This is a genomic window from Sphingobium sp. R-21 (assembly GCF_049913335.1).
Lineage (GTDB): Bacteria > Pseudomonadota > Alphaproteobacteria > Sphingomonadales > Sphingomonadaceae > Sphingobium.
This window is the reverse complement of the sequence record NZ_CP184374.1, coordinates 1,115,623-1,139,700: the sequence shown is the minus strand read 5'-3', so window position 1 is coordinate 1,139,700 and position 24,078 is coordinate 1,115,623. Positions and strand designations below refer to the sequence as shown.

Below are 24,078 nucleotides of genomic sequence, written 5' to 3'. Positions count from 1 at the left end.
GTGGGGCAACGATTTACAGCCCATTCACGCTGCGGCGCGAGATGAAGCGGGGCGATAGAAGGTCGCGCCGCTTGCCGCCATGTCCAGCAACTGCGCGGTCGGCGCGAAGCGGTCGCCATGCATGGCGGCCAGTCGCTCCAGAACGGCCACGACATGGCCGATGCCGACCGTGTCCATATGGCTGAACGGCCCGCCGGTATAGGGCGCGAAGCCCCAGCCGAAGATCGCGCCGATATCACCATCCTCCGGCGTTTCCAGCACGCCTTCCTCAAAGCAGCGCGCACATTCGATGAGCTGGCGATAGAGCAGGCGCTCCTTGACTGCCTCCACATCGGGCTGCACGGCGGCGCGGGGGAACATATCCTCCAGACCGGCCCAGAGATGCTTCTTCTGCCCTTCGGGATAGTCATACCAGCCCTTGGCGCTTTTCCGCCCCAGTCGGCCGAGCTCGACCATGCGCGCCATCACTGCGTCGGACGGCTGCGCGACATAGGCATCGCCCAGTTCCTTCTGCGCGGCGACCACGATCTTGTGGCCCAGCTCGATGGAAACTTCGTCCCCCACCGCGAGCGGCCCCACCGGCATGCCCAGTTGCCGCCCGGCATTTTCGATCAGCGCGGGGTTGATCCCCTCGGCCACCATCTCCACGCCTTCCTGCACATAGGTGCCGAAGCAGCGCGAGGTGTAGAAGCCGCGCGAGTCATTGACGACAATCGGCGTCTTCTTGATCTGGGCGACGAAGTCGAGCGCCTTGGCGATGGCGGCAGGCCCGGTTTCCTTGCCAAGGATGATCTCCACCAGCGGCATCTTCTCGACCGGTGAGAAGAAGTGGATGCCGATGAAATTCTCCGGCTTCGACCATGCCTTCGCCAGCCTGGTGATCGGCAGGGTGGAAGTGTTGGAGCCAAAGATCGTATCCGCGCCCAGCACCTCCTCGACCTTCTTGGTCACTTCAGCCTTGATCGCGACATCCTCAAACACCGCCTCAATCACAAAGTCCGCTCCCGCGAGCGCGGCATAGTCTGTCGTGGGCGTCACGCGGGCCAGCGTCTCCGCCATCTTTTCCGGCGTCATGCCCTTGCCCAGGCGCTTCTTCAGCACATCCTCGACATGCGCCTTGCCCTTTTCCGCAAAGGCCTGATCACGGTCGAACAGCACGACCTCGATGCCCGCCTGCGCGGCAACGGTGGCTATCCCTGCACCCATCATGCCCGCGCCCAGCATGGCGAGTTTCCTCGTCGGCGCCTTGGGCTGGTCCTTCGGGCGCCGCGCGCCACGCTCGGCTGCCTGCTTGTTGACGAACAGGCTGCGGATCATGTTCGCCGCCTGCGGATCGGCGGCGACCTTGGCGAAATATTTGCTTTCGACCCGGATCGCCCGATCGATTGGCAGGAAGGCCCCTTCATAGACGGCGGAGAGCAGCGCGATCGGCGCGTTCATGTTACGCTGCGTCTGCTTGAGCGTCATCGGCAGGGCACCCGCCATGGTCTGCACGAAGGCCGGATTGAACCCGCCCGCGCCGCCGGGGAATTTGAATCCCTTGACGTCCCATGGCTGAACCGAGGCGCTGGGATTGGCCTTCACCCATTCGCGCGCGGCCTGCACCGCCGTGCCCTGCGGCACGACCTGATCGACGACCTTCATCATCGCGGCGTCAGCCGGGCGGAACAGCTTGCCCTGCAACATGTACATCAGCGACGCCTGCACGCCCATGATGCGCGGCAAGCGCTGCGACCCGCCACCACCCGGGAACAGGCCGATCAGGATTTCCGGCAACCCAAGCTGCGTCCTGGGACTGTCGCCCACGACACGGCGATGGCAGGCGAGCGCCAGTTCGAACCCGCCGCCGACGCATGTGCCCTCAATGGCGCAGGCTACCGGCTTGCCGCATGTCTCCAGCCGCCGGAACAACTGGTTCAGGACAAAGACCTTGTCGAAGATTTCAGCGGGAGAGGGGCGTCTGCCGCTTTCGCTGACCAGCATGGATCCGAAATATTTCAGGTCCATGCCCGCCATGAAGCCGCTGTCCTTGCCGGATGCGATGACGGCGCCCTTGATCGCCTCTTCAGAGGAGATGCGCGTGATCGCCTCTTCCAGATCGGCTAGGAATTCCGGGCCGATGACGTTCATCGACTGATCGGGAACATCGATCGTCAGGGTGGCAATGCCATCCGCGTCAATGTCGAAAGTGATGGTCTGCATTGGAGGCAACCTTTCCTATCTCCGTTCGTGCCGCTCGGACGCCGGGCCTGTCGAAGACTGGTATCGAAGCATTTAATCCTTCGACCTGCCATTCTGACAGGCTCGATGGTCACTCGGCACGGACGGTTCCTATGTTCAAACGCGTTCGATGATGATGCCGGTGCCCATGCCTGCGCCGACGCACAGGTTGATGAGCGCGGTGCCCTTGCCGCTGCGCTCCAGTTCATCCAGCGCCGTGCCGAGCACCATCGCTCCGGTAGCGCCCAATGGATGGCCCATCGCGATCGCGCCGCCATTGACGTTGATCTGGCCATGGTCGAGGTCCATCGCCTGCATGTAGCGCAACACCACGCTGGCAAAGGCCTCGTTCAACTCCCACAGATCGATGTCGGACTTGCTCATGCCCGCCCGGTTCAGCAGCTTGCCCGCGACGAATTCCGGCCCGGTCAGCATGATCAGTGGTTCCGAGCCGATAGAGGCCATAGCCTTTATCCTGGCGCGGGCCTTCAGCCCATATTTCTCGCCCATCGCCTTGTTGCCGACTAGCACCGCGGCCGCGCCGTCGACGATGCCGCTGCTGTTGCCGGCATGGTGGACGTGATTGACCTTCTCCAGCTCCGGATAGCGCAGCAGCGCCACGGTGTCGAAGCCTGGCATTTCCTCGCCCAGTGCCGCAAAGCTGGGCTTGAGCGCGGCCAGCGACTGCATCGTTGCGTCCGGCCGCATATGTTCGTCATGGTCGAGCACGACCTGGCCGATCACGTCCTTGACCGGCACGATCGACCTGGCGAAGCGCTTCTCATCCCAGGCCGCCTTGGCGCGGCGCTGGCTTTCGACGGCATAGGCGTCGACATCGTCCCGGCTGATCCCGAACTTGGTCGCGATCACGTCGGCGCCGATGCCCTGCGGCGCGAAATAGGTCTTGTATGCGACCGCGGGGTCCATCGCCCAGGCGCCGCCATCCGACGCCATCGGCACTCGGCTCATCGACTCCACCCCGCCACCGATGGCAAGTCCTGCCTCGCCGGAATAGACCTTCGCGGCCGCCATGTTCACGGCCTCCAGGCCCGAAGCGCAGAAGCGATTGATCTGCACGCCCGGCACGGTCTGGGCATAATCGGCATTCAGCACCGCGACGCGGGCAATGTCCGCGCCCTGCTCGCCCACCGGGGTGACGCAGCCCAGGATGACGTCATCGACATCCGCGGTATCGATTTCCGTTCGGTCCCGTACCGCTTCCAGCATCTGCGTCGCCAGCTGGATGGGGGTGATTTCGTGCAGCGACCCGTCGGCCTTGCCCCGGCCTCGGGGCGTCCTGACGGCATCATAGATATAGGCTTCCATGCTATTCGTTCCTCTCCGCTGGGCGCCGGATGTTCGCTGCGAATGTATTTACGTTTACGTAAAGTGCAAGTCTCAATCGCCACCCCGCCCGACCGTAACGTCATCGGGCTGCGACGGTTGCTCTGCATCAACCGGCTGATCGCTTCGTCATTTTACCGATTCGCGGATTTGACCCGTTGGCCTTATTCCGCTTCATGGAGGGCGTGTCAGAATCGGACCCTTCCCAAGCGCCTTCGCCCTTGTCGATCCCGATCTTCCGGGCGATCTGGTGGGCCAGCCTCGCTTCCAACTTCGGCGGGCTGATCCAGTCGGTCGGCGCGCAGTGGATGATGACCTCATTGTCCGCCTCGCCCCAGATGATAGCTCTGGTTCCGGCCGCGACGACATTGCCGATCATGTTGCTCTCGCTTTGGGCAGGCGCCGTGGCGGACAATAGTGACCGGCGCGTGGTGATGCTGCTGTGCCAGCTTTTCATGCTCCTCGTTTCCGCCCTGCTGGCTCTGTTCGCCTGGATGGGGTGGGTGACACCATGGGCGCTGCTGGGCTTCACTTTCCTTGTCGGCTGCGCCACCGCGATCAACGGGCCGGCCTGGCAGGCGTCAGTGGGGGACATGGTGCCCAGGGCGGCCCTGCCCAACGCCGTTTCGCTCAATTCCATGGGTTTCAACATGGCGCGCAGCATCGGGCCGGCGCTGGGAGGGGTGATCGTGGCGGCGGCCGGTGCGGCGGCGGCCTTCCTGGTCAACGCGATCAGCTATGTGGGCCTGGTTGCGGTGCTTGCCCGCTGGCGTCCTGAACGGCCACCTCAGCTCCTTCCGCGCGAACGCATCGGTCTCGCGATGCGGGCCGGAGTCCGCTATGTCGCCATGTCGCCCAATATCCAGATCGTCCTGCTGCGAAGCGCGGCGTTCGGCATCGGGGCAAGCGCGGTGTCGGCGATGATGCCGCTGGTTGCGCGTGACCTGCTGGGTGGTGGAGCATTGACCTTCGGCGCGCTCAGTGGGGCCTTCGGCATCGGTGCGGTGCTGGGGGCGTTGTCGACGGGGCAGTTGCGACGCCGTTTTTCGGTCGAGGCCATTGTCCGCTCGGCTGCCATCGCCCTGGCGGCCGGGACGATGCTGATGGCCGTCAGCCATTGGCTGGTCCTGGCGCTGGCGGGTTTGCTGCTGGCGGGCGCCGGCTGGGTGGTCGCCCTTTCGACCTTCAACGTTTCCGTCCAGATGTCGGCGCCCCGCTGGGTCGTGGCGCGCGCCGTGGCTCTCTATCAGATGGTGGCCTTCGGCGGCATGGCCGGCGGCGCATGGCTGTTCGGCACGCTGGCGGAGGATCATGGTGTGCTCGTAGCGCTCTACGGCGCGGCGGCTGTCCAGTTCGCCTCGGCCATGATCGGATATATCCGGCCGCTCGCGCAAATAGGCGAACAGAATCTCGATCTTCAAAATCTGTGGCGGGAACCGCAGACGATGGTTCCGATCGAGCCCCGGAGCGGTCCTGTCGTCGTCACCATAGAATATCGCATAGCTGCCGGATCGGTGGTGCCCTTCCTTGCAGCGATGAGCGAACGTCGCCGCATACGCCGTCGCGATGGCGCCCATGGATGGTCGCTGCTGCGCGATCTGGGCGATCCGGAACTGTGGCTGGAGCGCTATCATGTGTCCACCTGGCTGGACTATGTCCGCCACAACAGTCGCCGGACGGTGGCCGACAGGGCGAACAGCGAAGCGATCCACGCCCTGCACTGTGGGGCCAATCCGCCGATCGTGCATCGCATGCTGGAACGTCAGACGGGTTCGCTACCGCTTGGGCGTTCGGCCGATCCGCGGGAAATGGGCGATCCCATGACCGATCCCACCCGTTCCAGCTGATCTACGATTTCGGCTCCGTCCGTGGCTCAGGATCCAGATCCTCGGGCGTGTCGATGTCCCGCAGGTTGGCACCCATGGTTTCGATCTGCACACCGTGGCTGAGCAGCGCCCTTGCCCCCTGGTCGCCGCGCAAGGCCAGAAGTTCGGGAAAATGCTTGCGCCCGATGAATGCGGGGGGCGAGGATGAAAAGCCGTCGGTGCTCGCGACGACGGATCGGATGTCCTCGGCCGCGAGGCAGATCCGGTTGTAATGCGTCTGGGGCACGTCGGGCATGTCCGCCAGACAGACCAATATGCCGCGGCATTTCCGTATCGGCATGACATGTTCGACGGCGCGGATGATGCTGCCCGACATGCCGTCTTCCGGACGGTCATTGACGATGATGGTATAGCCGCGCCGTTCCAGCCGGCGATGCAGGACCGGGGCCTGGCTTATGGGACGCACCACCGCCACCAATTCCCCAAAGATCATGGAGGCGATGGTTTCCAGCGCATGGACGAAGACGGCCTTTCCGCGCAGGTCGGCCATCAGCTTGTCTTCTTCCCCGAAACGGGAGGAAGTGCCCGCTGCAAGGAGGACGGCGGCGATCTGTTCGGTCCGCATGGTTCCGCTGCGATGATGTGTTGCGACCCCGGTTCACCCGGTTTGGTCAGCATGTGCCACCGACGGCATGGCATGTCCAGCTTGGCAAAGGGGGCTGGCGTTCGTGCGAATCAGTCGCCATATGCCGCTGAGCAACAGAGGAGTGGTGCCGTCCATGGAATATGATCCCGACGCGGAAACTGCGGGCGAGTCGGTCAAGATCCCGGTTCCCGCGAACGTGGCCGATGCTATCCGGACATTGATCCGCTGGTCTGGCGACGATCCGGAGCGGGAAGGACTGATCGAGACGCCTGAACGCGTGGCACGCGCGTGGAAGGAATATTGCCGGGGTTATGAAGATGATCCGGCCTATCATCTTTCGCGCATCTTCCATGAGGTTGGCGGTTATGACGATGTCGTCCTGTTGAAGGACATTCCGTTCCAGTCGCATTGCGAGCATCACATGGCGCCCATCGTGGGTGTTGCGCATATCGCCTATCTGCCTGGCCAATATGTCGTGGGGATATCGAAGCTGGCGCGCGTGCTGCACGCGTTCGCCCATCGCCTTCAGGTGCAGGAGCGACTGACTTCGGAGGTCGCCAATTGTATCTGGGAGAATCTGAAGCCCCAGGGCGTCGCCGTTGTGGTCGAAGCGACGCATGGTTGCATGACCGGTCGGGGCGTTCGCACGCCCAACGTCGTCATGAAGACCAGCCGCATGCTGGGCGTGTTCCGCGATGATGAGAAGAGCCGTGAAGAAGTGCTCAAGCTGATTGCATCGTGACCGAGCCGGAAGTTCCTGCCTATCGGCCCCTTGGGGGCTCCCGGCAGCGCGAGGAACAGGCCGGTGCGCGTCCGCTGGCGCAAAAGCGGCTCGTGCTGGTGACGGGCGGCCATCGGCGGCTGGGCGGCATCATCTCCGCCGCATTCGCGCAGGCCGGCTATTCGCTGGCGATCCACGGCAGTCACGATACCCGGCTGGATTCCCATCTGGCGCTGACGCTGGAGGATAATGCGACTGAATGGGACGGCTTCACCGTCGATTTCGCCGATCCGGAAGGGGCGGAGGAGTTGGTGGCGCTGGTGGCTGAGCGCTTTGGCAGGCCGCCGGACGTGCTCGTCAACAGTGCGGCGATATTCGGACAGGACCGGCTCGACAGTGTCAATGCCGGCGACCTGATGCGCCATTATGCCGTCAACTGCGCCGCGCCCACGCTGCTCACCAAAGCCTTTGCCACGGTTCCTGCGGGAACGGGCGATCGGTGCATCGTCAACATCCTCGACCAGCGGATCGACCACCCGCATGGTGACCAACTCGCCTATACGCTTTCGAAAATGGCCCTGGCGGGACTGACGCGGCTCTCCGCCTCCACACTGGCGCCGCAGATCAGGGTCAATGCCGTCGCGCCGGGTCTTACCATCGCGACGCCGGATTATGACCACGATCAGATGGAAAGACTGTCGACCCTGATGCCGCTGGCGCGTTTGCCGCAGGCGGAGGAGATCGCCCAGGCCGTGCTCTATCTGGCGGGTGCCAGCGCCGTGACGGGCCAGACGCTCTACATCGACGGTGGCGCGCATTTGCGAAGCTATGACCGGGATTTCATGCATCTGTGCCGATAGCGGCTGCGAAGATGCGGCTCCTCAAGGACTGGCCAAGCGCCGTCTCGCTGCATAGAGCGGATCGCAATGGGTCAATGAAGGGAAACTGCAATGGCATTCGAAACGATCCTGGTCGAACAACGGGATGCGGTGACTTTGGTCACGCTCAACCGCCCGCAGGCGCTGAACGCGCTGAACAGCCAGGTGCTGAAGGATCTTGGCGCAGCCTTTGCCGCCTATGATGCCGATCCGGCACAGCGTTGCCTTGTCCTGACCGGCAGCGAAAAGGCCTTCGCCGCGGGCGCCGACATCAAGGAGATGGTGGAGAAGGAAGCAGCGGACTTCTTCCTGGAGGATTTCTTCTCCGGCTGGCAGAGCAAGGTCGTCGCGACCCGCAAGCCGTGGATTGCTGCTGTTGCCGGTTTCGCGCTGGGCGGCGGGTGCGAACTGGCGATGATGGCGGACTTCATCCTGGCGGCCGACACGGCGAAATTCGGTCAACCCGAGATCAAGCTGGGCGTAGCGCCGGGCATGGGCGGGTCGCAGCGCCTGACCCGTGCCGTGGGCAAGGCGAAGGCGATGGAAATGTGCCTGACGGGCCGCATGATGGGCGCGGAAGAGGCGGAAAGCGCCGGGCTGGTCGCTCGGATCGTTCCCGCCGCCGAACTGCTCGACGATGCGCTCAAGACCGCCGCGACCATCGCCGGCATGCCGCCCATGGCCGCGATGGTGAACAAGGAAATGGTCAATCTGACATTTGAGACCGGGCTGGCCCAGGGGATATTGACCGAGCGTCGCCTGTTCCAGATCCTGACCGCGACCGAGGACAAGAAGGAAGGCATGGAAGCCTTCGTCGGAAAACGCGCGGGCGTCTGGAAGGGGCGCTGATCGGCGGGAGGGCGCGCCCTGGAAGCGCGCCTTCGCTAGAGCGATTTCCAAGCGATCGGAACCGATCGCTGGTTAAGAAATCGCGGAAAACAAGGAATCAGAGCGGCGATCTGATTCAATCAGATCGAAACCCGCTCTAAAATCGCTGAGGGAGGGGTAGGCCGCTTACTTCCCCTCCAGCATCTCGATCATCAGCGAAAAGTCCCGCGCCGCTTCACCGCGATTGGCGAGCAATTGATAGAGCGACTCGGCCGCATTTCCCATCGGGACGCTCGCCCCCACCGAAGCTGCCGCTTCACTCGCCAGCTTTAGATCCTTCAGCATCAGCCCGACGGCGAAGCCGCCCTGATAGCCATTGTCTGACGGGCTTTGTGGTCCGACACCGGGCACCGGGCAATAGCTGGTCATCGACCAGCTCTGCCCAGACGACACGCTGGAGATATCGTAGAAGGTTTGCGGATCCAGGCCGAGCTTCTTCGCCATGGCAAAGGTTTCGCAAGTCGCGACCATCGTCGCGCCCAGCAGCATGTTGTTGCAGATCTTGGCGGCCTGGCCATTGCCGGCGCCGCCGGCGTGGATCACCGCCTTGCCCATGGCGGACAGGATCGGCTTGGCTCGGCCGAACGCCTGATCGGTGCCACCGACCATGAAGGTCAGCGTGCCGCCATTGGCTGCCGCGATACCGCCTGAAACCGGGGCATCGACCATTTCGAACCCTTTCTTGGCGGCAGCCTCCTCCACGCGCCGCGCCGTCGCGACATCGATGGTCGAACAGTCGAGGAACAGCGCATCCGCCTTCGCCGCGTCGAAGACGTCGCCCGTGTAGACGCCCTCCACATGCTTGCCCGCGGGAAGCATGGTCACGACGGCATCGGCGCCCGCAACCGCCTCCGCCGCGCTGGCGCAGCGCACCGCGCCGGCTTCGGCCGCCTTGGCCAGCGCCTCTTCCGACAGGTCGAAGGCCCGCACGGCAAAGCCGTTCTTCAGCAGGTTGACGGCCATGCCGCCGCCCATGTTGCCCAGGCCGATAAAGGCGATTGTCTGGCTCATTTCAGGCACTCCTCCTGTCTTGGAGCGCGCTGCGTCAAGCCCGACGCAACTGTGCGCTCCCGTTCTTCCTTGCCGCATCCGACCTTGCAGAGGGCCTTTCGTCGCCATTCTGCGCGATGCGCCAGATTCCTAAGTTTCCGCGACTTCCTGACCAGCGACCGGTTGCAATCGCCTGCACATCGCCTCTAACCGTCCAGTTGCGGCAGCGGCGTCCATTCCTTTTCCGGGGGCAGGGGCGCGAACAGGCTGTCGACAAGTTCTTCCGTCACATCCTGCGGCCGGGCCGGGCTCCATTTCGGCGCATTATCCTTGTCGAAGATGACGGCCCGCACGCCTTCAATGAAATCAGGACGGCGGATGACATGATAGCCGATGCGATATTCATTGCGCATATTGTCCGCAAAATCGGTGAAGGCCGCGCCCTCCACCATCTGCCGGAGCGCGACCTTGACCGTCTGTGGGGACTTGGTGGCGAGGGTGGCTGACTGCTCCCGCGCCCAATCCGATCCGTCCGCTTCCAACGCAGCCAATATGTCCTCGAACCGATCGGATGCGAAGAGGCGGCCTATCTCTTCCCGATGCGCTTCCCAGGTTGAGGGAGGCGGCACGTCGGCCATTTCATCCAGGATTTTCGCCAATGCATGGGGGCTGGCAATGATCCGGGCCTTCACCGCTTCCAGCTTATCCGACGCCATATAGTGGGTGGCGATGCCGATGGCGGCGCAATCCGCGCCCTTGATCCGCGCACCGGTCGTGGCAAGCCAGACCCCGGTCCGTCCCGGCATGCGCGGCAGGAACCAGCCGCCGCCCACGTCGGGGAACAGGCCGATGCCCGTTTCCGGCATGGCGTAGGTCGTCCGCTCCGTCGCAACGCGATAGCGCGCCGGATCGGAAATCCCGACGCCGCCGCCCATGACAATACCGTCGATGAAGGCGATGACCGGCTTTTCATAGACGAACAGCAGATGGTTCATGCGATATTCGGTGAAGAAGAAGCGCTCGGCTTCGGAACAGTCGCCCTTGGCGCTGTTGGCGATCATGGCGATGTCGCCGCCAGCACAGAAACCGCGCGAGAGCCGGGGATCACCATCGGGCGAGGGCGCATGGTCGAGCATGACGGCAACGACCGAATGATCCGTTCTCCATGCCAACAGGGCATTGATGATGGCGCTGCACATCTGCGTGTTCAGCGCATGGATTGCCTTCGGCCGGTTCAGCCTGATGCGTCCCACGCCATTGTCGACGGAAATCAGAACTTCATCAGTCATAAAATCTCCCGCGCTCATTGTCGCAGCATGTCGCGGGCGATGATCATGCGCATCACCTGGTTTGTGCCTTCCAGGATCGAATGCACGCGCAGGTCACGCCAGAAACGTTCAATGGGATAGTCCATCAGATAGCCATAGCCGCCATGCAGTTGCAGCGCTCGGTCGACCACGGAGGATCCGGTGTCGGTCGCCATCCGCTTGGCCATGGCGGCGAAGCGTGTCTTGTCCGGCGCATTCTCCGTCACCTTGACGGCCGCCGCATAGAGCAGGGTGCGCGCAGCCTGCAATTCCGTTTCCATGTCTGCCAGCATGAATTGGGTGTTCTGGAAATCGGCTATGCTCTGGCCGAACTGCTTGCGCTCCTTGGTGTAGGCAAGGGTTTCGTCGATGCAGCGCTGGGCGCCGCCGAGCGAGCAGGCCCCGATGTTGAGCCGGCCGCCGTCGAGCCCCATCATCGCTATGCGGAAACCTTCGCCCTCACCACCGACCAGATTTTCCACCGGCACCCGCACGCCATCGAAATTGACCTGGGCGGTCGGCTGCGAATGCCAGCCCAGCTTGCGCTCCAGCGCGCCGAAGCTGACCCCGGGCATGTCCTTTTCGATGACGAGGCAACTGATGCCCTTCGGCCCTTCGTCGCCGGTGCGGACCATGACGACATAGATTTCATTTTCTCCGCCGCCGGAGATGAACTGCTTGGAGCCGGTGACGACATAATGATCGCCGTCCCTTGCCGCCCGCGTCTTGAGCGCCGCCGCGTCGGACCCCGAGCCCGCTTCGGTCAGGCAATAGCTGCCGATCCGCTCCATCGGTACCATGGAGGGCAGATATTTGTCCTTCACCGCCTTGCTGCCGAAACGGTCGATCATCCAGGAAGCCATGTTGTGGATCGAAATGAAGGCGCTGGTCGACGGGCAGCCATAGGCCATCGCCTCCATGATCAGCGCCGCCTCCAACCGTCCAAGGCCGATGCCGCCGGATTCTTCCGATACATAAATGCCGCCAAAACCCAGCTCCGCCGCAGCGCGGATGGTGTCGCGGGGAAAGATATGCTTTTCGTCCCACTCCGCCGCAAAGGGCGTGATCGCATCAGCGGTGAACCGGCGCGCCATCTCCTGAATGGCCAACTGGTCCTCGGTGAGATCGAACTGGCTCACAAACTCTCCTGACGTGCGATTTGAACTTCCCTCTAGATATGATGCGGAATTGCACGCAACAACGCAGTTTTGCATAGCATCCCCGCGATTTTGCAGTTAGCGGGCGATGAATGTTCGATTGGGACGATCTCAGGGTATTTCTGGCCGTGGCGCGTACGCGCAAGATCGCGCCGGCAGCGCGGTCCCTGGGCATTGATGCGACGACGATCGCCCGGCGGCTCGCCCGTCTGGAGCGCGCTCTGGGGCCTGAACTGTTCGAAATGGGGGCGGGCGAGCGCATATTGACCGCGCACGGACAGGCGCTGCTGCGCCACGCCGAGAATGTGGAAAGCGCGGCGCTCGCGGCCATGGAGGAGGCGACGGGGCGAGGGCATCATCTGGGCGGCCAGGTGCGGCTGTCCGTGGCGGAGGGGTTTGGCACCTGGGTGCTGGCGCCGGGCCTTGCGGATTTCAACCGGCGCCATCCGGGCATCCGGCTCGATCTCATCACGGCATCGGGATTTCTCAATCCGTCGAAGCGCGAAGCCGACATGGCGGTCATGCTGGCGCGTCCGCAGCGTGGCCGGCTGTCGGTTCGGCGGATGGGCGACTATCGCCTGCATCTCTATGCGTCTCCCGCTTATCTGGCTAAGGCCGGAACGCCGCGCAATCCCGCTGACCTGCGCGCTCATGTGCTGGTCGGCTATGTGCCTGAATTCATCTTTTCGCCCGAACTCGACTATCTGGATGAGGTGGAAGCGGGGCTGGAGGCCAGTCTGCGCGCCACCAGCATCAACATGCAGCATCGCATGATCGCCGAAGGCGCCGGCATCGGCGTATTGCCCGATTTCATCGCCGCCCATGATTCCGCTCTGGCGCCGGTCATCGCCGATCAGGTGGAGATCATGCGCAGTTTCTGGCTGGTCACCCATGGCGACCTCAAGAAACTGCCGCGCATTGCGGCCGTCGCGCAATGGTTGCAGGATCGTATCGAAACCTTGAAAGCATGAGGGCGCTTTGCCAACCGGCTGCCTAAAATTCATCGACGACGCTTGTTCGGCTCGCTAAGGGAGTCCCATGATACGAACATGGTCGCGTTTCGCTCATGCAACATAAACCAAGGTGGAGTCGGGCAGTTGCCCTGCCCAACAGCGACTTTCGCACGCGGGCGGCCGAATATCTGGATTTCCTGGCCGCTTGGGTGAAGAAACCGCGCCAGACCGCCTCCGTCGTTCCCAGCAGCCGATATCTCGCCAGATTGATGGTGGAACATATCGATCCGGAGGATGGTCGCGTGATCGAGCTGGGCGGCGGCACGGGCGTTTTCACGCGCGCCATATTGGGCACTGGCCTGCCGCCTGAAAAGCTGGAGGTCGTGGAGATCAATCCCGCCTTCGCACGCGGGCTAAGGCGTCACTTTCCGCATGTTTCGGTGCTGGAAACGCCCGCCCAGATCGTTTCCACGGCAACCGCGGGAGAGGCGGGGGAATATCAGTCGGTGATCAGCGGTCTGCCGTTGCTGGCCATGGACCGCCAGATGCACGCCGACATCCTGTCCGAAAGTTTTCGCATGCTTCGTCCGGGCGGGGCCTTCATCCAGTTCACCTATTCCTTGCGCCCGCCGGTGCATCGGGAAATACTGGATGCGCTCGGACTGGACGTGGTCCGGATCGGGCAGACGGTTCGCAACTTCCCACCCGCCACCGTTTTCCGCTTTTTCCGCAAAGGCGAATAGACGGCGGTTGCGCCCGGGGCGCGGCACCCTATCTTTGCGCTTCAAAGAATAGGGGGGCATTGCCGCGCATGGCGTCCATCATCACCGTTTCCGGTCTGACCAAGAGCTATGCTTCGGGTTTTCAGGCGCTCAAGGGCGTCGACCTGGAGATAGAGGAGGGCGAGATATTCGCGCTGCTTGGGCCGAACGGCGCCGGCAAGACGACCATGATCTCCATCATCTGCGGCAATGTAAGGCCGACCGGCGGCACCGTCACCGTAGCCGGGCACGACATCATCCGCGCCTATCGCGGTTCGCGATCGGCCATCGGGCTGGTGCCGCAGGAACTGCACACCGATGCTTTTGAGCGGGTGATCGACACCGTCACCTTCTCCCGCGGCCTGTTCGGCAAGCCGCGCAACGACGCCTATATCGAGAAGGTGCTGCGCGACCTCTCGCTCTGGGACAAGCGCCACAGCAAGATCCTGGAACTGTCCGGCGGCATGAAGCGCCGCGTGATGATCGCCAAGGCGCTCTCGCATGAACCGCGCGTGCTGTTCCTGGATGAACCGACCGCGGGTGTCGACGTCGAATTGCGGCGGGACATGTGGAAGTTGATCGGGGAACTGCGCCAGACGGGCGTCACCATCATCCTTACCACCCATTATATCGAGGAGGCGGAGGAGATGGCCGATCGCGTCGGCGTCATCAACAAGGGCGAACTGGTTCTGGTCGAGGAGAAGACCGCTCTCATGAAGAAGCTCGGCAAGAAGACGCTGACGATCGTGCTGGCGGAACCGCTGTCCGTCGTCCCGCCGGAGCTTGGCGAATGGCAGGTCACACTGAAGGCGGACGGCCATGAGATCGAATATATATTCGATACCCAGGCGGAGCGAACCGGCGTGTCGTCCCTTTTGCGCAGGCTGGGTGACATGGGTCTGGGCTACAAGGATCTCAACACCGAACAGAGCAGCCTGGAGGATATATTCGTCAGTCTGGTCCATCAGGAGCAGGCGGCATGAGTGGTTTCAATTCCCAAGGGGCAAGTCGATTCAACCACCGTGCCATCTGGGCGATCTACAAGTTCGAATTGCACCGTTTCCGCCGCACATTGCTGACCGGACTGCTGGTGCCGGTGATCACCACCTCGCTCTATTTCGTGGTGTTCGGCGGCGCGATCGGTTCGCGCATGACGCAGATCGATGGCATTCCCTACGCGGCTTTCATCGTGCCCGGTCTGATCATGATGTCGATGTTCACCGAGAGCATCTTCAACGCGAGCTTCGGCATCTACATGCCGAAATTCACTGGCACCATCTATGAACTGTTGTCGGCTCCCGTTTCGGCGGTGGAGACGATCATCGCCTATGTCGGCGCGGCGGCTACCAAGTCGCTGATCGTGGGCACCATCATCTTCGTCACCGCCCATCTGTTCGTCGACATCCATGTCGCCCACCCGGTCGCGATGGTCGCCTTCATGATGCTGATCGCCATCAGCTTCTGCCTGTTCGGTTTCATCCTGGGCATATGGGCGCAGAGTTTCGAGCAGTTGCAGGTCATCCCCCTGCTGCTGATCATGCCGATGACCTTCCTGGGCGGCGCCTTCTATTCTATCCATATGCTGGCGGAGCCGTGGCGAACGATCACGCTGTTCAACCCGATCGTCTACCTCATCTCCGGTTTCCGCTGGACCTTCTTCGGACGGGGTGATGTCGGCATCGAGTTCAGCCTGCTGTTCGTCGCCGGCATGCTGGCGTTGTGCCTGGCCGCGATCGGCTGGATGTTCCGGACGGGCTATCGCCTCAAGAAATAGCGAGCGGGCAGGCTCCCCTCTGACGCCGCTGCCCGGATTCGGGATCGATGGCAGGACGGTTCAGCTCAACCGGTCGATCGCCTCTGCATCCAGGCCGCCGGGAATGATCATGATCGGGCAGGGCAGCTTGCCCGCATCTGCACCCGCGAAGTGGGAGACCAGGACGCCCGGATGGCCACTGGCGGCCGCGCCCAGCACCAGTGCCGCGACATCGTCCATTTCATCCAGCGTGCGGCGTACGATCGTCACCGGATCCCCCTGGCGCACGGTGATGCTGGGACGGATGCCGGATTCGTCGGTCAGCGTGCCAGCGGCGCTTGTCACCAGGGCTTCGGCGCGCTGAAGTGCCTCATCCTCCATGGTTGCCTGCACGCCGCCCCACTGGACGAACTCGGCAGGGGGAATGAGGGCCAGGATGCGAACCGCACCGGCCGTCTTGGCGGCCCGTCGCGCGGCGAAACGGAGCGCCGTCTCTGCCTCTGGTGATTCGTCCACCACAACCAGATATGTCCGCATCTGCTGCGTCCCTACAGAGTAACGACCATTTGGTCTTCTTCAGAACCGGCGCGCGCTGAACCCATATGGTTAGCTGTGAACCAGTGTGGTGAAATGTGGCGGATTATGGGCGGCTGCGCAAGGCTTGCCCTTGACCGTTCCGGCCAAAGCGCCGAAACGAAGCCCATCAGCCCCACGCCGGATAAGATGAGAGGCCTTCCACCCATGAGTAAGACGATCCAGATGCCCGCCCTTTCCCCGACGATGGAAGAAGGGACGCTGGCGAAATGGCTGGTGAAGGAGGGGGATACGGTATCCTCCGGCGACCTGCTCGCGGAGATCGAGACTGACAAGGCGACCATGGAATTCGAAGCGGTCGATGAGGGCGTCGTTGCGAAGATACTGGTTGCCGAAGGATCGGAAGGTGTGAAGGTCGGCACCGTCATCGCCATCATCGCGGAAGAGGGCGAGGATGTGTCTCAGGCAGCAGCAGGAAATGCCGCTCCCAAGGCGGCGCCCGCGGAGCGTGCCGCCCCGCAGGCCCAGCCGGTCGCCGCGCAGGCACCTGCGCCCGCGCCAAAGGCGGAACCGGCGCAAGCCGGGGCCGGGAAGGACCGCGTGAAGGCCAGCCCGCTGGCCCGCCGCCTGGCCGAAGCCAAGGGCCTCGACCTTGCTGGCCTTACCGGTACGGGCCCCAATGGTCGTATCGTGAAGGCGGACCTTGAAGGCGCTGCACCTGCAGCAAAGACGCCTGCTCCCGCATCCGTCGCAGCGCCTGCGGCTGCATCTGTGGCTGCTCCTGCCGCTGCGCAGGATTTCGGCATCCCGCATGAAGTCATCAAGCTCAGCGGCATGCGCAAGACGATCGCGCGGCGCCTGACGGAATCCAAGCAGCAGGTGCCCCATATTTACCTGACCGTGGATGTTCAGCTCGACAAATTGTTGAAGTTGCGCGGCGAACTCAACGCCGGCCTGGCCTCGCGAGGCGTCAAGCTGTCGGTCAACGATCTTCTGATCAAGGCGCTTGGCGTGGCGCTGATCCAGGTGCCGGAATGCAATGTGCAGTTCGCCGGCGATCAGATGCTGCAATTCCAGCGGGCGGACATTTCGGTCGCCGTGTCCATCCCAGGCGGACTGATTACCCCGATCGTGACCGAGGCCGACAGCAAGGGCGTTGCCGCCATCTCGACCGCGATGAAGGACCTTGCCAGCCGCGCCAAGGACGGCAAGCTGAAGCCGGAGGAATATCAGGGCGGCACCGCCTCGCTCTCCAATATGGGCATGTTCGGCATCAAGCAGTTCGAGGCCGTGATCAATCCGCCGCAGGGCATGATCCTGGCCATTGGCGCCGGCGAAAAGCGGCCCTTCGTCATCGACGACTCCCTGCAGATCGCGACTGTCATGTCCGCCACCGGCAGCTTCGACCATCGCGCCATTGACGGGGCCGACGGCGCCCGCCTGATGCAGGTGTTCAAGGAGTTGGTCGAAAATCCGATTGGCATGCTGGCCTGATGTCCCCGCTAGATGAGCAGCCACCGACGGAAAGTCCGGCGGTGCGGGTCATCGCCATGCCCGCCGATACCAATCCCTATGGGGATATTTTCGGCGGCTGGCTGATGAGCCTGATGGACTCGGCGGCGGGTTCCGTCGCTGCCCGCCATAGCCATGGCCGCGCGGTTACCATCGCGGTCGAGGGCATGACCTTCCTGCGTCCGGTGGTGGTCGGCGACGAGGTTTCCGTGTTCGCAAAGCTTATTTCGGTGGGCCGTACCTCCATGAAGATCGAGGTCGAAGCCTGGCGACGGACCCGTCATGACGACCGTTCCTATCGCGTGACCAAGGCGACCTTCACCTTCGTGGCGATCGGAGAAGATCGCCAGCCCCGTTCCGTGCCCGCCTTCCCGGCGGCGTAAAAAACAAAAAAGAAAAGCGAGATAGATCATGGCTGAAAATTATGATGTTATCGTTCTGGGTTCCGGCCCCGGCGGCTATGTCGCCGCCATTCGCGCCGCCCAGCTGGGCCTGAAGACCGCGATCGTCGAGCGCGAAAATCTCGGCGGCATCTGTCTGAACTGGGGCTGCATCCCGACGAAGGCCTTGCTCCGGTCGGCAGAAATCTTCCACTATATGCAGCATGCCGGCGACTATGGCCTGGCGGCGGAGAAGATCAGCGCCGACATCGCAGCGGTGGTGAAGCGCTCGCGCGGCGTTGCCAAGCAGCTCAATCAGGGCGTCACGCACCTGATGAAGAAGAACAAGATCACCATCCATATGGGTGAGGGCAAGCTGACCGGGAAAGGCAAGCTCAGCGTCACGCGCGACGGCAAGACCGAGGAACTGACGGCGAAGAACATCATCCTCGCCACCGGCGCGCGGGCGCGCGACCTGCCCGGCACGCCTGCTGACGGCAAGAGGGTCTGGACCTATCGCCATGCCATGACGCCGCCGGAGATGCCCAGCAAGCTGCTGGTCATCGGATCGGGTGCGATCGGCATCGAATTCGCCAGCTTCTACAATGACATGGGCGCCGACGTGACCGTGGTCGAGATGATGGACCGCATCGTGCCGGTAGAGGATGCCGATGTGTCCGCCTTCCTCGAAAAGGCGCTGAAGAAGCAGGGCATGACCATCCTGACCGGCGCCGGCGTCAGCGATATCAAGGTCAGCGCGAACGGCGTGAAGGCGAAGCTGAAGGACAAGACGGGCAAGGAGACGGCTGCCGAATTCAGCCATATGATCGTCGCCATCGGCATCGTTCCCAATACCGAGAATATCGGCCTCAAGGAACTGGGCGTCGCCATGGACGAGCGCGGTTTCCTGAAGACCGACGAAATGTGCCGCACCAATGTCGAGGGATTGTGGGCGATCGGCGACATCACCGCGCCGCCGTGGCTGGCGCACAAGGCGAGCCATGAGGGCGTGATCACGGCCGAAGCCATTGCCGGCAAGCATCCACATGCCATGGACCCCCGCAACATCCCTGGCTGCACCTATTGCCATCCGCAGATCGCCAGCGTCGGCCTGACCGAAGCGAAGGCCAAGGAAGCCGGTTATGAGGTGAAGGTCGGCATGTTCCCCTTCATCGGCAATGGCAAGGCCATTGCGCTTGGCGAGGCCGAAGGTTTCACCAAGACGGTCTTCGACGCCAAGACCGGCGAATTGCTGGGCGCGCACATGGTCGGTGCCGAAGTGACCGAGATGATCCAGGGCTACACGATCGGCAAGACGCTGGAGACGACGGAAGCGGAATTGATGCATACGGTCTTCCCGCATCCGACGATCTCGGAATCGATGCATGAGAGCGTGCTCGCCGCTTATGGGCGCGCGCTCCATATCTGATCGGCGTAAAGCCGTGGAGAAAGGCGCGGGGGCTTTGGCCCTCGCGCTTTTTTGCGTTTTGGGGATTGCCCTTCTCCAGCGGCAGGGATGGCTGGATGGGTTGAACTTCGGACTCATGGGCGCTGCGGGACGTGCGCGAGACAGTGGCGTCGGCGTCATGATCACCTGGATCATGCAATTTGCTTCGGCCGTGGGCGGAACGGCCGGGCGCTTCGCATTGCTGGCTGCCTGCTGCGTGGCGCTATGGCGCATGGCGTGGGCGCGCGCCCTGTGGTTGCTTTGCGCGGTTGTGGGCGGGACGCTGCTGAATCTTGCGGCCAAGCAGATATTTGCCGCGCCCCGGCCCGATCTGTTGCCGCACCTCGACCTTGTGCACAGCTACAGTTTTCCGAGCGGCCATGCGGCGGGGAATATGATCTTCTTCGGGGCACTGGCGATCCTGGGCGGGCGGCGCTCTGTCTATGTCCTGATGGCGACGGCAATCGCGCTGATCGGGATCAGCCGGGTGTGGCTGGGCGTCCATTGGCCCAGCGACGTGCTGGCCGGATGGATCGAAGGGCTGGGCTGGCTGGCGCTGTGTCGCGTCTGGCTACCAGCGGGGGGAGGGCAGGAGGAGTCGGCGGATCGGGTCATGATGCGGGGGCATTCCGTCGGCGGTGACGAAGCCATGGACCCAGAAGCTGTCGAACACCGTAGCAGCGGCAATGCACAGTAGCAGCAATGCCGATCCGCCGAACAGCACGCCGGCACCGCGAAAGGGCGCGGCGGGCATGAGGACGAGTAGCGCGAGAGGCAGGATGGGCAGGAAATAGCGTCCCTGCGTGCCCTGAATATAGTCCGCGCCGAGCGGCGTGCCCGTGAGGTACATGGCGGTTTCTATCAGCAGCGCAACCCCGGCGGCGACGGCGAGCCACCAGAGCCTTTGTCGCCAGGAAAGACCTGTGCCCGCCCCGCTGCAAACCGCGCCGGCCAGCATCGCGAGTGCCAGCGGATAGGCCAGCAAAGGCAGCAGGATAGCGTTCCAGCCAAAGCGGCCCACGATCTGAAACGCATAGACCGGCGCGCGTTCTGTCACGCTGGTCGCCAGGACATGAAGATAGGCCAGCGGGTCGTGCAGGATCACGGCAAATTGCCGGGCGAGCGGGGCTGTCGTGACCATTTCCCCCGTTTTGCGCGACATAATATGGTAGAGCGCCTGGCTCCCGCCGGAGAACTTCATCCACATAAGGAAGGCGAGCGCACCGGCCGCCATCGCGGCAAGAAGGCAATAAGGGCGAAGATCACGGCAGCTCTCTGGCCTGCGCAATCCAGCCGCCATCAACGGCAAGTAGACGCCCTTCGCCAACGCCAGCAAAGGTGCCAATAGAAGGAGGGCGAGGCCGCGCTTGGCCGTAAATCCCATAAAGCCCGCCCGCAGCGCCAAGGCGAGGCCCAGAAGGCCCGTGCCGTTGATGATCGCATCGGGGGAGAGCGAACCATTTTGATAACAGAAGGTCGGCAGCAACGCCGTGCCGAGCATGGCAAAGCGACCGAAGGGCATGAGGCGGAGCGCAACAGCAAGCGCGATCAGCGCAAACAGCGCATTCACGATCCGGCCGCTGTAGAATGCACCCAAAGGGGGCAGGCCCAAAGCCTCACCGATTGTCAGCCCGATGGCACCCGGCAGATAGAGGGTGGGCGCATAATTTGCCACATTGGGGAAATCGGCAAAGCTGCGCTCGTCGCTACGGGTTTTCCCCTCATTCCATGCCGTTTTCAGCATCGAAGGATGGAACAGGCGAACACCGGAGGAGGCTTGCACCGTAAAATGGACATCGTGCAGATCGATGGCCGAGCGACGAAGGTTCGCGCCGATCATCTCGCCACGCCTTTGGGCCAGTATGCCGCCCTCGGAAAGGAACAGCGCCTTCACATAATGCTGGTTCTCATCAGGAGCCTGAAAGGGCGGCGTGACGCAGGCAAAGAAGAGCGTCGAGATGCAGATCAACGCATAGAGCCGCTTTTCCAGGCCGGTCCATGGCGCGTGGTCCACCGTCACCGAACCTGCCAAGCTGGATATTCGTCCGTCCCGTCGCATCGATTGCCCCCTCGCCCCGGGGAGGCCTAGCAGCAAGCCCTTAATATTTCGCGCCGATGGCTGATCTGCATCGACAATTTGAGTAGCGCCCGCGTCAGGGCGGGATCAGTCTTCTTCGCGGATTTCCCGTTTTGCGGGCGGGTGCAGTCGCAGACGGCTGACGCGGCGTCCGTCGCTGTCCAGGATTTCGAGCTTCCAGCCGCTTTGGTCATGCTCGATGATTTCGCCCGGCTCAGGAACGCGACCGGCGATCACGAAGGCAAGGCCGCCCAGCGTATCGACATCCTCCTCGATGTCCGCCAGCCTTTCGTCGATTTCCTTCGCGACATCCTCCAGCTCGGCGCGCGCATCGGCTTCCCAGAGGCCGCCTTCCAGCGGCACCAGCATCGCTTCGGGTTCCTCATCATGCTCGTCCTCCACCTCGCCGACGATTTCCTCGACCAGATCCTCGAAGGTGAGCAGCCCTTCCGTGCCGGAATATTCGTCGAGCACGATGGCGAGATGGGTGCGCTTGGCCCGCATTTCCGCGAGCAGGTCGAGCGCGCCCATGCTTTCCGGGACATAAAGCGGCTGGCGGATCAGCGGCTCGAGCGTGTCGGGCACCGGCGCCTTGCCCGCCAATATGGCGAAGGCGTCGCGAATGTGGATCATGCCGACGATGGTGTCCAGATTTTCGCGATAGACCGGAATGCGGCTGTGTCCCGCTTCAGCGAACAGCGCGGCGAGATCGGTGAAACTGGCCTTTTCCTCGATCGCGACGATGTCGGCGCGGGGGACAGCCACGTCATCGACCGTATGTTCGGAAAAATGCAGGAGGTTGCGGACCATCTGGCGTTCGATGGCGGACAGGTCGCCCTTGGCAGGAGGGGCGGCGCCTTCCTCCTGCTCCTCCTCATCATATTCGTCGAGCGCATCCTCCAGCTCGCGGCGGAGGCTGTGGCTTTCCTCATCGCCAAAGAGCAGCGACTTCAGGCCGCTCCATAAACCGCCCTCGTGGCTGCTACTGTCCGATTCCTTCGAACCGTTGCCGTCCTTGGGACCGCCTTCCGCCATTGTACTTCCTGTTCCCTTGTTCAAAGCATCGCGTGTAAAGACCTTGTCCTGACCCTCAAAGGGCAGACGGCCTTCCGCTAAAGCCGATGCCGTGCAATATCAACGGTCCCCATAGGGATCGGAAATGCCCAGACTGATCAGCGACTGGGTTTCCAGCGCTTCCATCGCTTCGGCCTCGGCATCCTCCATATGATCATATCCCAGCAAATGAAAAGTCCCATGGACGATCAGATGCGCGGCATGATCGGCGATGGAGATGCCTTTCTCGGCGGCTTCCCTGGCGCAGACCCCTTCCGCCAGCACGATATCGCCCAGCAGCACCTCGCCATCGTCAGTGTTGGCCGTGCCCTCCAGAAGGTCGGCCTGAACCATGGGGAAAGACAGGACGTTGGTCGGCCGGTCCTTGTCCCGATAGGCGCGATTGAGACCATGCACCTCTTCATCATCGGTCAGCTTTACCGCGACCTCGTAAAAGGCCTCGTCCGTCGCGAAGGACGCATAGGGGCTGTGGACGATCGCAGCCGTCACAGCGCGCTGGGCCAGGATTTCCCAGTCGGTATCGGGCCAGCCCTCTTCGTGTAGGACGGCGACTTCAATCATTTCGGGCACTCCACGCCATGCGGATTTCAGGCATCGGGCCCCTCATAGGCCTGGACAATGCGGCCGACGACGGGATGACGCACCACGTCGCTGATGCCGAAAGGCACGACGGAGATGCCATCCACCCCCTCCAGTCGCGCAACGGCGTCCGCCAGGCCGGAAATGCCGGGCTGCGGCAGATCGACCTGACGGGGGTCGCCGCAGATGACCATGCGGCTGCCTTCGCCAAAACGCGTCAGGAACATCTTCATCTGGGCGACGGTGGTGTTCTGCGCTTCGTCCAGCACGATGAATGCATTGGACAGGGTGCGGCCACGCATGAAAGCGAGAGGCGCGATCTCGATCTCGCCCGATGCAATGCGGCGTTCGACCTGCTCGGCCGGCAGCGTGTCATAGAGAGCATCATAGATGGGGCGAAGATAGGGGTCGACCTTCTCCTTCATGTCGCCAGGCAGGAAGCCGAGCCGTTCACCCGCTTCAACGGCCGGGCGGGAGAGGATCAGGCGATCGACGCTGCCGGTAATGAGCTGGCTCACCGCCTGCGCGACCGCGAGATAGGTCTTGCCCGTGCCTGCCGGGCCCAGCGCGAAGATGATGTCGTTGCGGGTGAGCGCTTCCATATAGGTCACCTGCGTCGCGGAACGCGGGACGATGGTCTTCTTGCGCGTCCGGATCATGACCTTGGGCGGTTCGGCCACGTCGTGGCGAATGATGCCGTCCAGCGTCGGCTCGGCGGACATGGCGATCACGGCTTCCACCGCACCGGCATCGATTTCCTGGCCGGCGACGATGCGGTTGTACAGGCCGGTCATCACGTCGCGCGCGCGCGCCGCAGCCTCGGCGTCCCCCTCGATCTGGAGCTTGTTGCCGCGGGCCGCGATGTAGACGCCCAGGCGGTTTTCGATGGCTACCAGATTCTGGTCATATTGGCCGAAAAGAGCACCCAGCAGGTGCGGCCGGTCGAAAGTGACTTCAAGTCGTGCGCGCTCGGCGACTTCGGCCCGGTGGGTATGATTGGGTTTTTTCGACATTCAGCAGCCTCCCTTTTC

The 24,078-nt window shown here is 63.0% G+C and carries 22 protein-coding genes and 1 pseudogene; 12 read left to right on the top strand and 11 right to left on the bottom strand.

Annotation, left to right across the window (positions count from 1 at the left end; genetic code table 11):
- Nucleotides 1-24: 24 nt before the first annotated feature.
- Nucleotides 25-2,202, bottom strand: coding sequence for a 3-hydroxyacyl-CoA dehydrogenase NAD-binding domain-containing protein (locus tag ACN9MX_RS05325; protein ID WP_363734625.1), 2,178 nt, complete (start codon nt 2,200-2,202; stop codon nt 25-27).
- Nucleotides 2,203-2,337: 135 nt separating this feature from the next.
- Nucleotides 2,338-3,546, bottom strand: a complete 1,209-nt coding sequence (locus ACN9MX_RS05320; protein ID WP_363826154.1) for an acetyl-CoA C-acetyltransferase — start codon at nt 3,544-3,546, stop codon at nt 2,338-2,340.
- Between the two features lie 194 nt (nt 3,547-3,740).
- Between ACN9MX_RS05320 and ACN9MX_RS05315 the strand changes: the two genes are divergently transcribed.
- Complete coding sequence (locus ACN9MX_RS05315; RefSeq protein WP_426387475.1) at nt 3,741-5,411, top strand: MFS transporter; 1,671 nt, start codon at nt 3,741-3,743, stop codon at nt 5,409-5,411.
- Between the two features lies 1 nt (nt 5,412).
- Here the strand turns inward: ACN9MX_RS05315 and ACN9MX_RS05310 are convergent, their stop codons facing one another.
- Nucleotides 5,413-6,015 carry a nucleotidyltransferase family protein gene (locus ACN9MX_RS05310; RefSeq protein WP_363734627.1) on the bottom strand — a complete coding sequence of 201 codons (603 nt, stop codon included), beginning with the start codon at nt 6,013-6,015 and terminating at the stop codon, nt 5,413-5,415.
- Between the two features lie 154 nt (nt 6,016-6,169).
- Here ACN9MX_RS05310 and folE point away from each other — a divergent pair, with 154 nt between their 5' ends.
- From folE to ACN9MX_RS05295, 3 genes are all read left to right on the top strand, one after another.
- The gene (folE, locus tag ACN9MX_RS05305) at nt 6,170-6,778 is read left to right on the top strand and encodes a GTP cyclohydrolase I FolE (protein WP_363734628.1); all 609 of its coding nucleotides are present in this window, start codon (nt 6,170-6,172) and stop codon (nt 6,776-6,778) included.
- The gene (locus tag ACN9MX_RS05300; RefSeq protein WP_363734629.1) at nt 6,775-7,617 is read left to right on the top strand and encodes an SDR family oxidoreductase; all 843 of its coding nucleotides are present in this window, start codon (nt 6,775-6,777) and stop codon (nt 7,615-7,617) included. The genes folE and ACN9MX_RS05300 overlap by 4 nt, the downstream gene beginning before the upstream one ends.
- Nucleotides 7,618-7,707: 90 nt before the next feature.
- Nucleotides 7,708-8,484 carry an enoyl-CoA hydratase-related protein gene (locus ACN9MX_RS05295; RefSeq protein ID WP_426387297.1) on the top strand — a complete coding sequence of 259 codons (777 nt, stop codon included), beginning with the start codon at nt 7,708-7,710 and terminating at the stop codon, nt 8,482-8,484.
- A 165-nt stretch (nt 8,485-8,649) separates the two neighbouring features.
- Here the strand turns inward: ACN9MX_RS05295 and mmsB are convergent, their stop codons facing one another.
- The 3 genes from mmsB to ACN9MX_RS05280 all read right to left on the bottom strand — a co-directional run bounded on the left by mmsB (nt 8,650) and on the right by ACN9MX_RS05280 (nt 11,959).
- Complete coding sequence (gene mmsB, locus ACN9MX_RS05290) at nt 8,650-9,612, bottom strand: 3-hydroxyisobutyrate dehydrogenase (protein WP_414714713.1); 963 nt, start codon at nt 9,610-9,612, stop codon at nt 8,650-8,652.
- 107 nt (nt 9,613-9,719) lie between these two features.
- The gene (locus ACN9MX_RS05285) at nt 9,720-10,802 is read right to left on the bottom strand and encodes an enoyl-CoA hydratase/isomerase family protein (protein ID WP_426387296.1); all 1,083 of its coding nucleotides are present in this window, start codon (nt 10,800-10,802) and stop codon (nt 9,720-9,722) included.
- Nucleotides 10,803-10,816: 14 nt separating this feature from the next.
- Nucleotides 10,817-11,959, bottom strand: a complete 1,143-nt coding sequence (locus tag ACN9MX_RS05280) for an acyl-CoA dehydrogenase family protein (RefSeq protein ID WP_363826141.1) — start codon at nt 11,957-11,959, stop codon at nt 10,817-10,819.
- Between the two features lie 110 nt (nt 11,960-12,069).
- On the opposite strand from ACN9MX_RS05280, the gene ACN9MX_RS05275 reads away from it, so the two are divergent.
- From ACN9MX_RS05275 to ACN9MX_RS05260, 4 genes are all read left to right on the top strand, one after another.
- Nucleotides 12,070-12,948, top strand: a complete 879-nt coding sequence (locus ACN9MX_RS05275) for a LysR family transcriptional regulator (RefSeq protein WP_363734634.1) — start codon at nt 12,070-12,072, stop codon at nt 12,946-12,948.
- A 95-nt stretch (nt 12,949-13,043) separates the two neighbouring features.
- Nucleotides 13,044-13,673: a class I SAM-dependent methyltransferase gene (locus tag ACN9MX_RS05270; protein WP_363734635.1), complete on the top strand. Its 630-nt coding sequence runs from the start codon at nt 13,044-13,046 to the stop codon at nt 13,671-13,673.
- A gap of 68 nt (nt 13,674-13,741) precedes the next feature.
- The gene (locus tag ACN9MX_RS05265) at nt 13,742-14,674 is read left to right on the top strand and encodes an ABC transporter ATP-binding protein (RefSeq protein WP_133652169.1); all 933 of its coding nucleotides are present in this window, start codon (nt 13,742-13,744) and stop codon (nt 14,672-14,674) included.
- Nucleotides 14,671-15,465, top strand: coding sequence for an ABC transporter permease (locus tag ACN9MX_RS05260; RefSeq protein WP_133652168.1), 795 nt, complete (start codon nt 14,671-14,673; stop codon nt 15,463-15,465). Before ACN9MX_RS05265 ends, ACN9MX_RS05260 begins: the two co-directional genes overlap by 4 nt.
- A gap of 60 nt (nt 15,466-15,525) precedes the next feature.
- Here the strand turns inward: ACN9MX_RS05260 and ACN9MX_RS05255 are convergent, their stop codons facing one another.
- Nucleotides 15,526-15,981: a universal stress protein gene (locus ACN9MX_RS05255; protein WP_363734638.1), complete on the bottom strand. Its 456-nt coding sequence runs from the start codon at nt 15,979-15,981 to the stop codon at nt 15,526-15,528.
- Between the two features lie 204 nt (nt 15,982-16,185).
- Between ACN9MX_RS05255 and ACN9MX_RS05250 the strand changes: the two genes are divergently transcribed.
- From ACN9MX_RS05250 to ACN9MX_RS05235, 4 genes are read left to right on the top strand one after another with little or no spacing between them, the layout of a single operon-like run.
- Nucleotides 16,186-17,472 carry a pyruvate dehydrogenase complex dihydrolipoamide acetyltransferase gene (locus ACN9MX_RS05250; protein ID WP_363754747.1) on the top strand — a complete coding sequence of 429 codons (1,287 nt, stop codon included), beginning with the start codon at nt 16,186-16,188 and terminating at the stop codon, nt 17,470-17,472.
- Nucleotides 17,472-17,873 (top strand): acyl-CoA thioesterase, encoded by a 402-nt coding sequence (locus tag ACN9MX_RS05245; protein WP_363734640.1) that lies wholly within the window; start codon nt 17,472-17,474, stop codon nt 17,871-17,873. The genes ACN9MX_RS05250 and ACN9MX_RS05245 overlap by 1 nt, the downstream gene beginning before the upstream one ends.
- A 28-nt stretch (nt 17,874-17,901) precedes the next feature.
- Nucleotides 17,902-19,299: a dihydrolipoyl dehydrogenase gene (lpdA, locus tag ACN9MX_RS05240; RefSeq protein ID WP_426387295.1), complete on the top strand. Its 1,398-nt coding sequence runs from the start codon at nt 17,902-17,904 to the stop codon at nt 19,297-19,299.
- Nucleotides 19,277-20,014 (top strand): phosphatase PAP2 family protein, encoded by a 738-nt coding sequence (locus tag ACN9MX_RS05235; protein ID WP_426387294.1) that lies wholly within the window; start codon nt 19,277-19,279, stop codon nt 20,012-20,014. The genes lpdA and ACN9MX_RS05235 overlap by 23 nt, the downstream gene beginning before the upstream one ends.
- An 84-nt stretch (nt 20,015-20,098) precedes the next feature.
- On the opposite strand, the pseudogene ACN9MX_RS05230 reads toward ACN9MX_RS05235, so the two are convergent.
- From ACN9MX_RS05230 to ACN9MX_RS05215, 4 genes and pseudogenes are all read right to left on the bottom strand, one after another.
- Nucleotides 20,099-21,376 (bottom strand): annotated as a pseudogene (locus ACN9MX_RS05230) (DUF2142 domain-containing protein); the annotation flags it as partial.
- A 105-nt stretch (nt 21,377-21,481) separates the two neighbouring features.
- Nucleotides 21,482-22,429 (bottom strand): hemolysin family protein, encoded by a 948-nt coding sequence (locus tag ACN9MX_RS05225; protein WP_363734643.1) that lies wholly within the window; start codon nt 22,427-22,429, stop codon nt 21,482-21,484.
- A 99-nt stretch (nt 22,430-22,528) separates the two neighbouring features.
- Nucleotides 22,529-23,029 (bottom strand): rRNA maturation RNase YbeY, encoded by a 501-nt coding sequence (ybeY, locus tag ACN9MX_RS05220; protein WP_363734644.1) that lies wholly within the window; start codon nt 23,027-23,029, stop codon nt 22,529-22,531.
- 26 nt (nt 23,030-23,055) lie between these two features.
- Nucleotides 23,056-24,060, bottom strand: a complete 1,005-nt coding sequence (locus ACN9MX_RS05215; RefSeq protein WP_363734645.1) for a PhoH family protein — start codon at nt 24,058-24,060, stop codon at nt 23,056-23,058.
- Nucleotides 24,061-24,078 lie beyond the last annotated feature (18 nt).

What these genes read in the sequence shown, in the direction of transcription:
- mmsB (WP_414714713.1), bottom strand. Translation starts at nt 9,612, where the DNA reads ATGCGGCAAGGAAGAACGGGAGCGCACAGTTGCGTCGGGCTTGACGCA.
- ACN9MX_RS05295 (WP_426387297.1), top strand. Translation starts at nt 7,708, where the DNA reads ATGGCATTCGAAACGATCCTGGTCGAACAACGGGATGCGGTGACTTTG.
- ACN9MX_RS05285 (WP_426387296.1), bottom strand. Translation starts at nt 10,802, where the DNA reads ATGACTGATGAAGTTCTGATTTCCGTCGACAATGGCGTGGGACGCATC.
- folE (WP_363734628.1), top strand. Translation starts at nt 6,170, where the DNA reads ATGGAATATGATCCCGACGCGGAAACTGCGGGCGAGTCGGTCAAGATC.
- ACN9MX_RS05215 (WP_363734645.1), bottom strand. Translation starts at nt 24,060, where the DNA reads ATGTCGAAAAAACCCAATCATACCCACCGGGCCGAAGTCGCCGAGCGC.
- ACN9MX_RS05255 (WP_363734638.1), bottom strand. Translation starts at nt 15,981, where the DNA reads ATGCGGACATATCTGGTTGTGGTGGACGAATCACCAGAGGCAGAGACG.
- ACN9MX_RS05315 (WP_426387475.1), top strand. Translation starts at nt 3,741, where the DNA reads ATGGAGGGCGTGTCAGAATCGGACCCTTCCCAAGCGCCTTCGCCCTTG.
- ACN9MX_RS05250 (WP_363754747.1), top strand. Translation starts at nt 16,186, where the DNA reads ATGAGTAAGACGATCCAGATGCCCGCCCTTTCCCCGACGATGGAAGAA.
- ACN9MX_RS05235 (WP_426387294.1), top strand. Translation starts at nt 19,277, where the DNA reads ATGGGCGCGCGCTCCATATCTGATCGGCGTAAAGCCGTGGAGAAAGGC.
- ACN9MX_RS05325 (WP_363734625.1), bottom strand. Translation starts at nt 2,202, where the DNA reads ATGCAGACCATCACTTTCGACATTGACGCGGATGGCATTGCCACCCTG.
- ACN9MX_RS05225 (WP_363734643.1), bottom strand. Translation starts at nt 22,429, where the DNA reads ATGGCGGAAGGCGGTCCCAAGGACGGCAACGGTTCGAAGGAATCGGAC.
- ACN9MX_RS05265 (WP_133652169.1), top strand. Translation starts at nt 13,742, where the DNA reads ATGGCGTCCATCATCACCGTTTCCGGTCTGACCAAGAGCTATGCTTCG.
- ACN9MX_RS05260 (WP_133652168.1), top strand. Translation starts at nt 14,671, where the DNA reads ATGAGTGGTTTCAATTCCCAAGGGGCAAGTCGATTCAACCACCGTGCC.
- ACN9MX_RS05320 (WP_363826154.1), bottom strand. Translation starts at nt 3,546, where the DNA reads ATGGAAGCCTATATCTATGATGCCGTCAGGACGCCCCGAGGCCGGGGC.
- ACN9MX_RS05270 (WP_363734635.1), top strand. Translation starts at nt 13,044, where the DNA reads ATGCAACATAAACCAAGGTGGAGTCGGGCAGTTGCCCTGCCCAACAGC.
- ACN9MX_RS05310 (WP_363734627.1), bottom strand. Translation starts at nt 6,015, where the DNA reads ATGCGGACCGAACAGATCGCCGCCGTCCTCCTTGCAGCGGGCACTTCC.
- lpdA (WP_426387295.1), top strand. Translation starts at nt 17,902, where the DNA reads ATGGCTGAAAATTATGATGTTATCGTTCTGGGTTCCGGCCCCGGCGGC.
- ybeY (WP_363734644.1), bottom strand. Translation starts at nt 23,029, where the DNA reads ATGATTGAAGTCGCCGTCCTACACGAAGAGGGCTGGCCCGATACCGAC.
- ACN9MX_RS05275 (WP_363734634.1), top strand. Translation starts at nt 12,070, where the DNA reads ATGTTCGATTGGGACGATCTCAGGGTATTTCTGGCCGTGGCGCGTACG.
- ACN9MX_RS05245 (WP_363734640.1), top strand. Translation starts at nt 17,472, where the DNA reads ATGTCCCCGCTAGATGAGCAGCCACCGACGGAAAGTCCGGCGGTGCGG.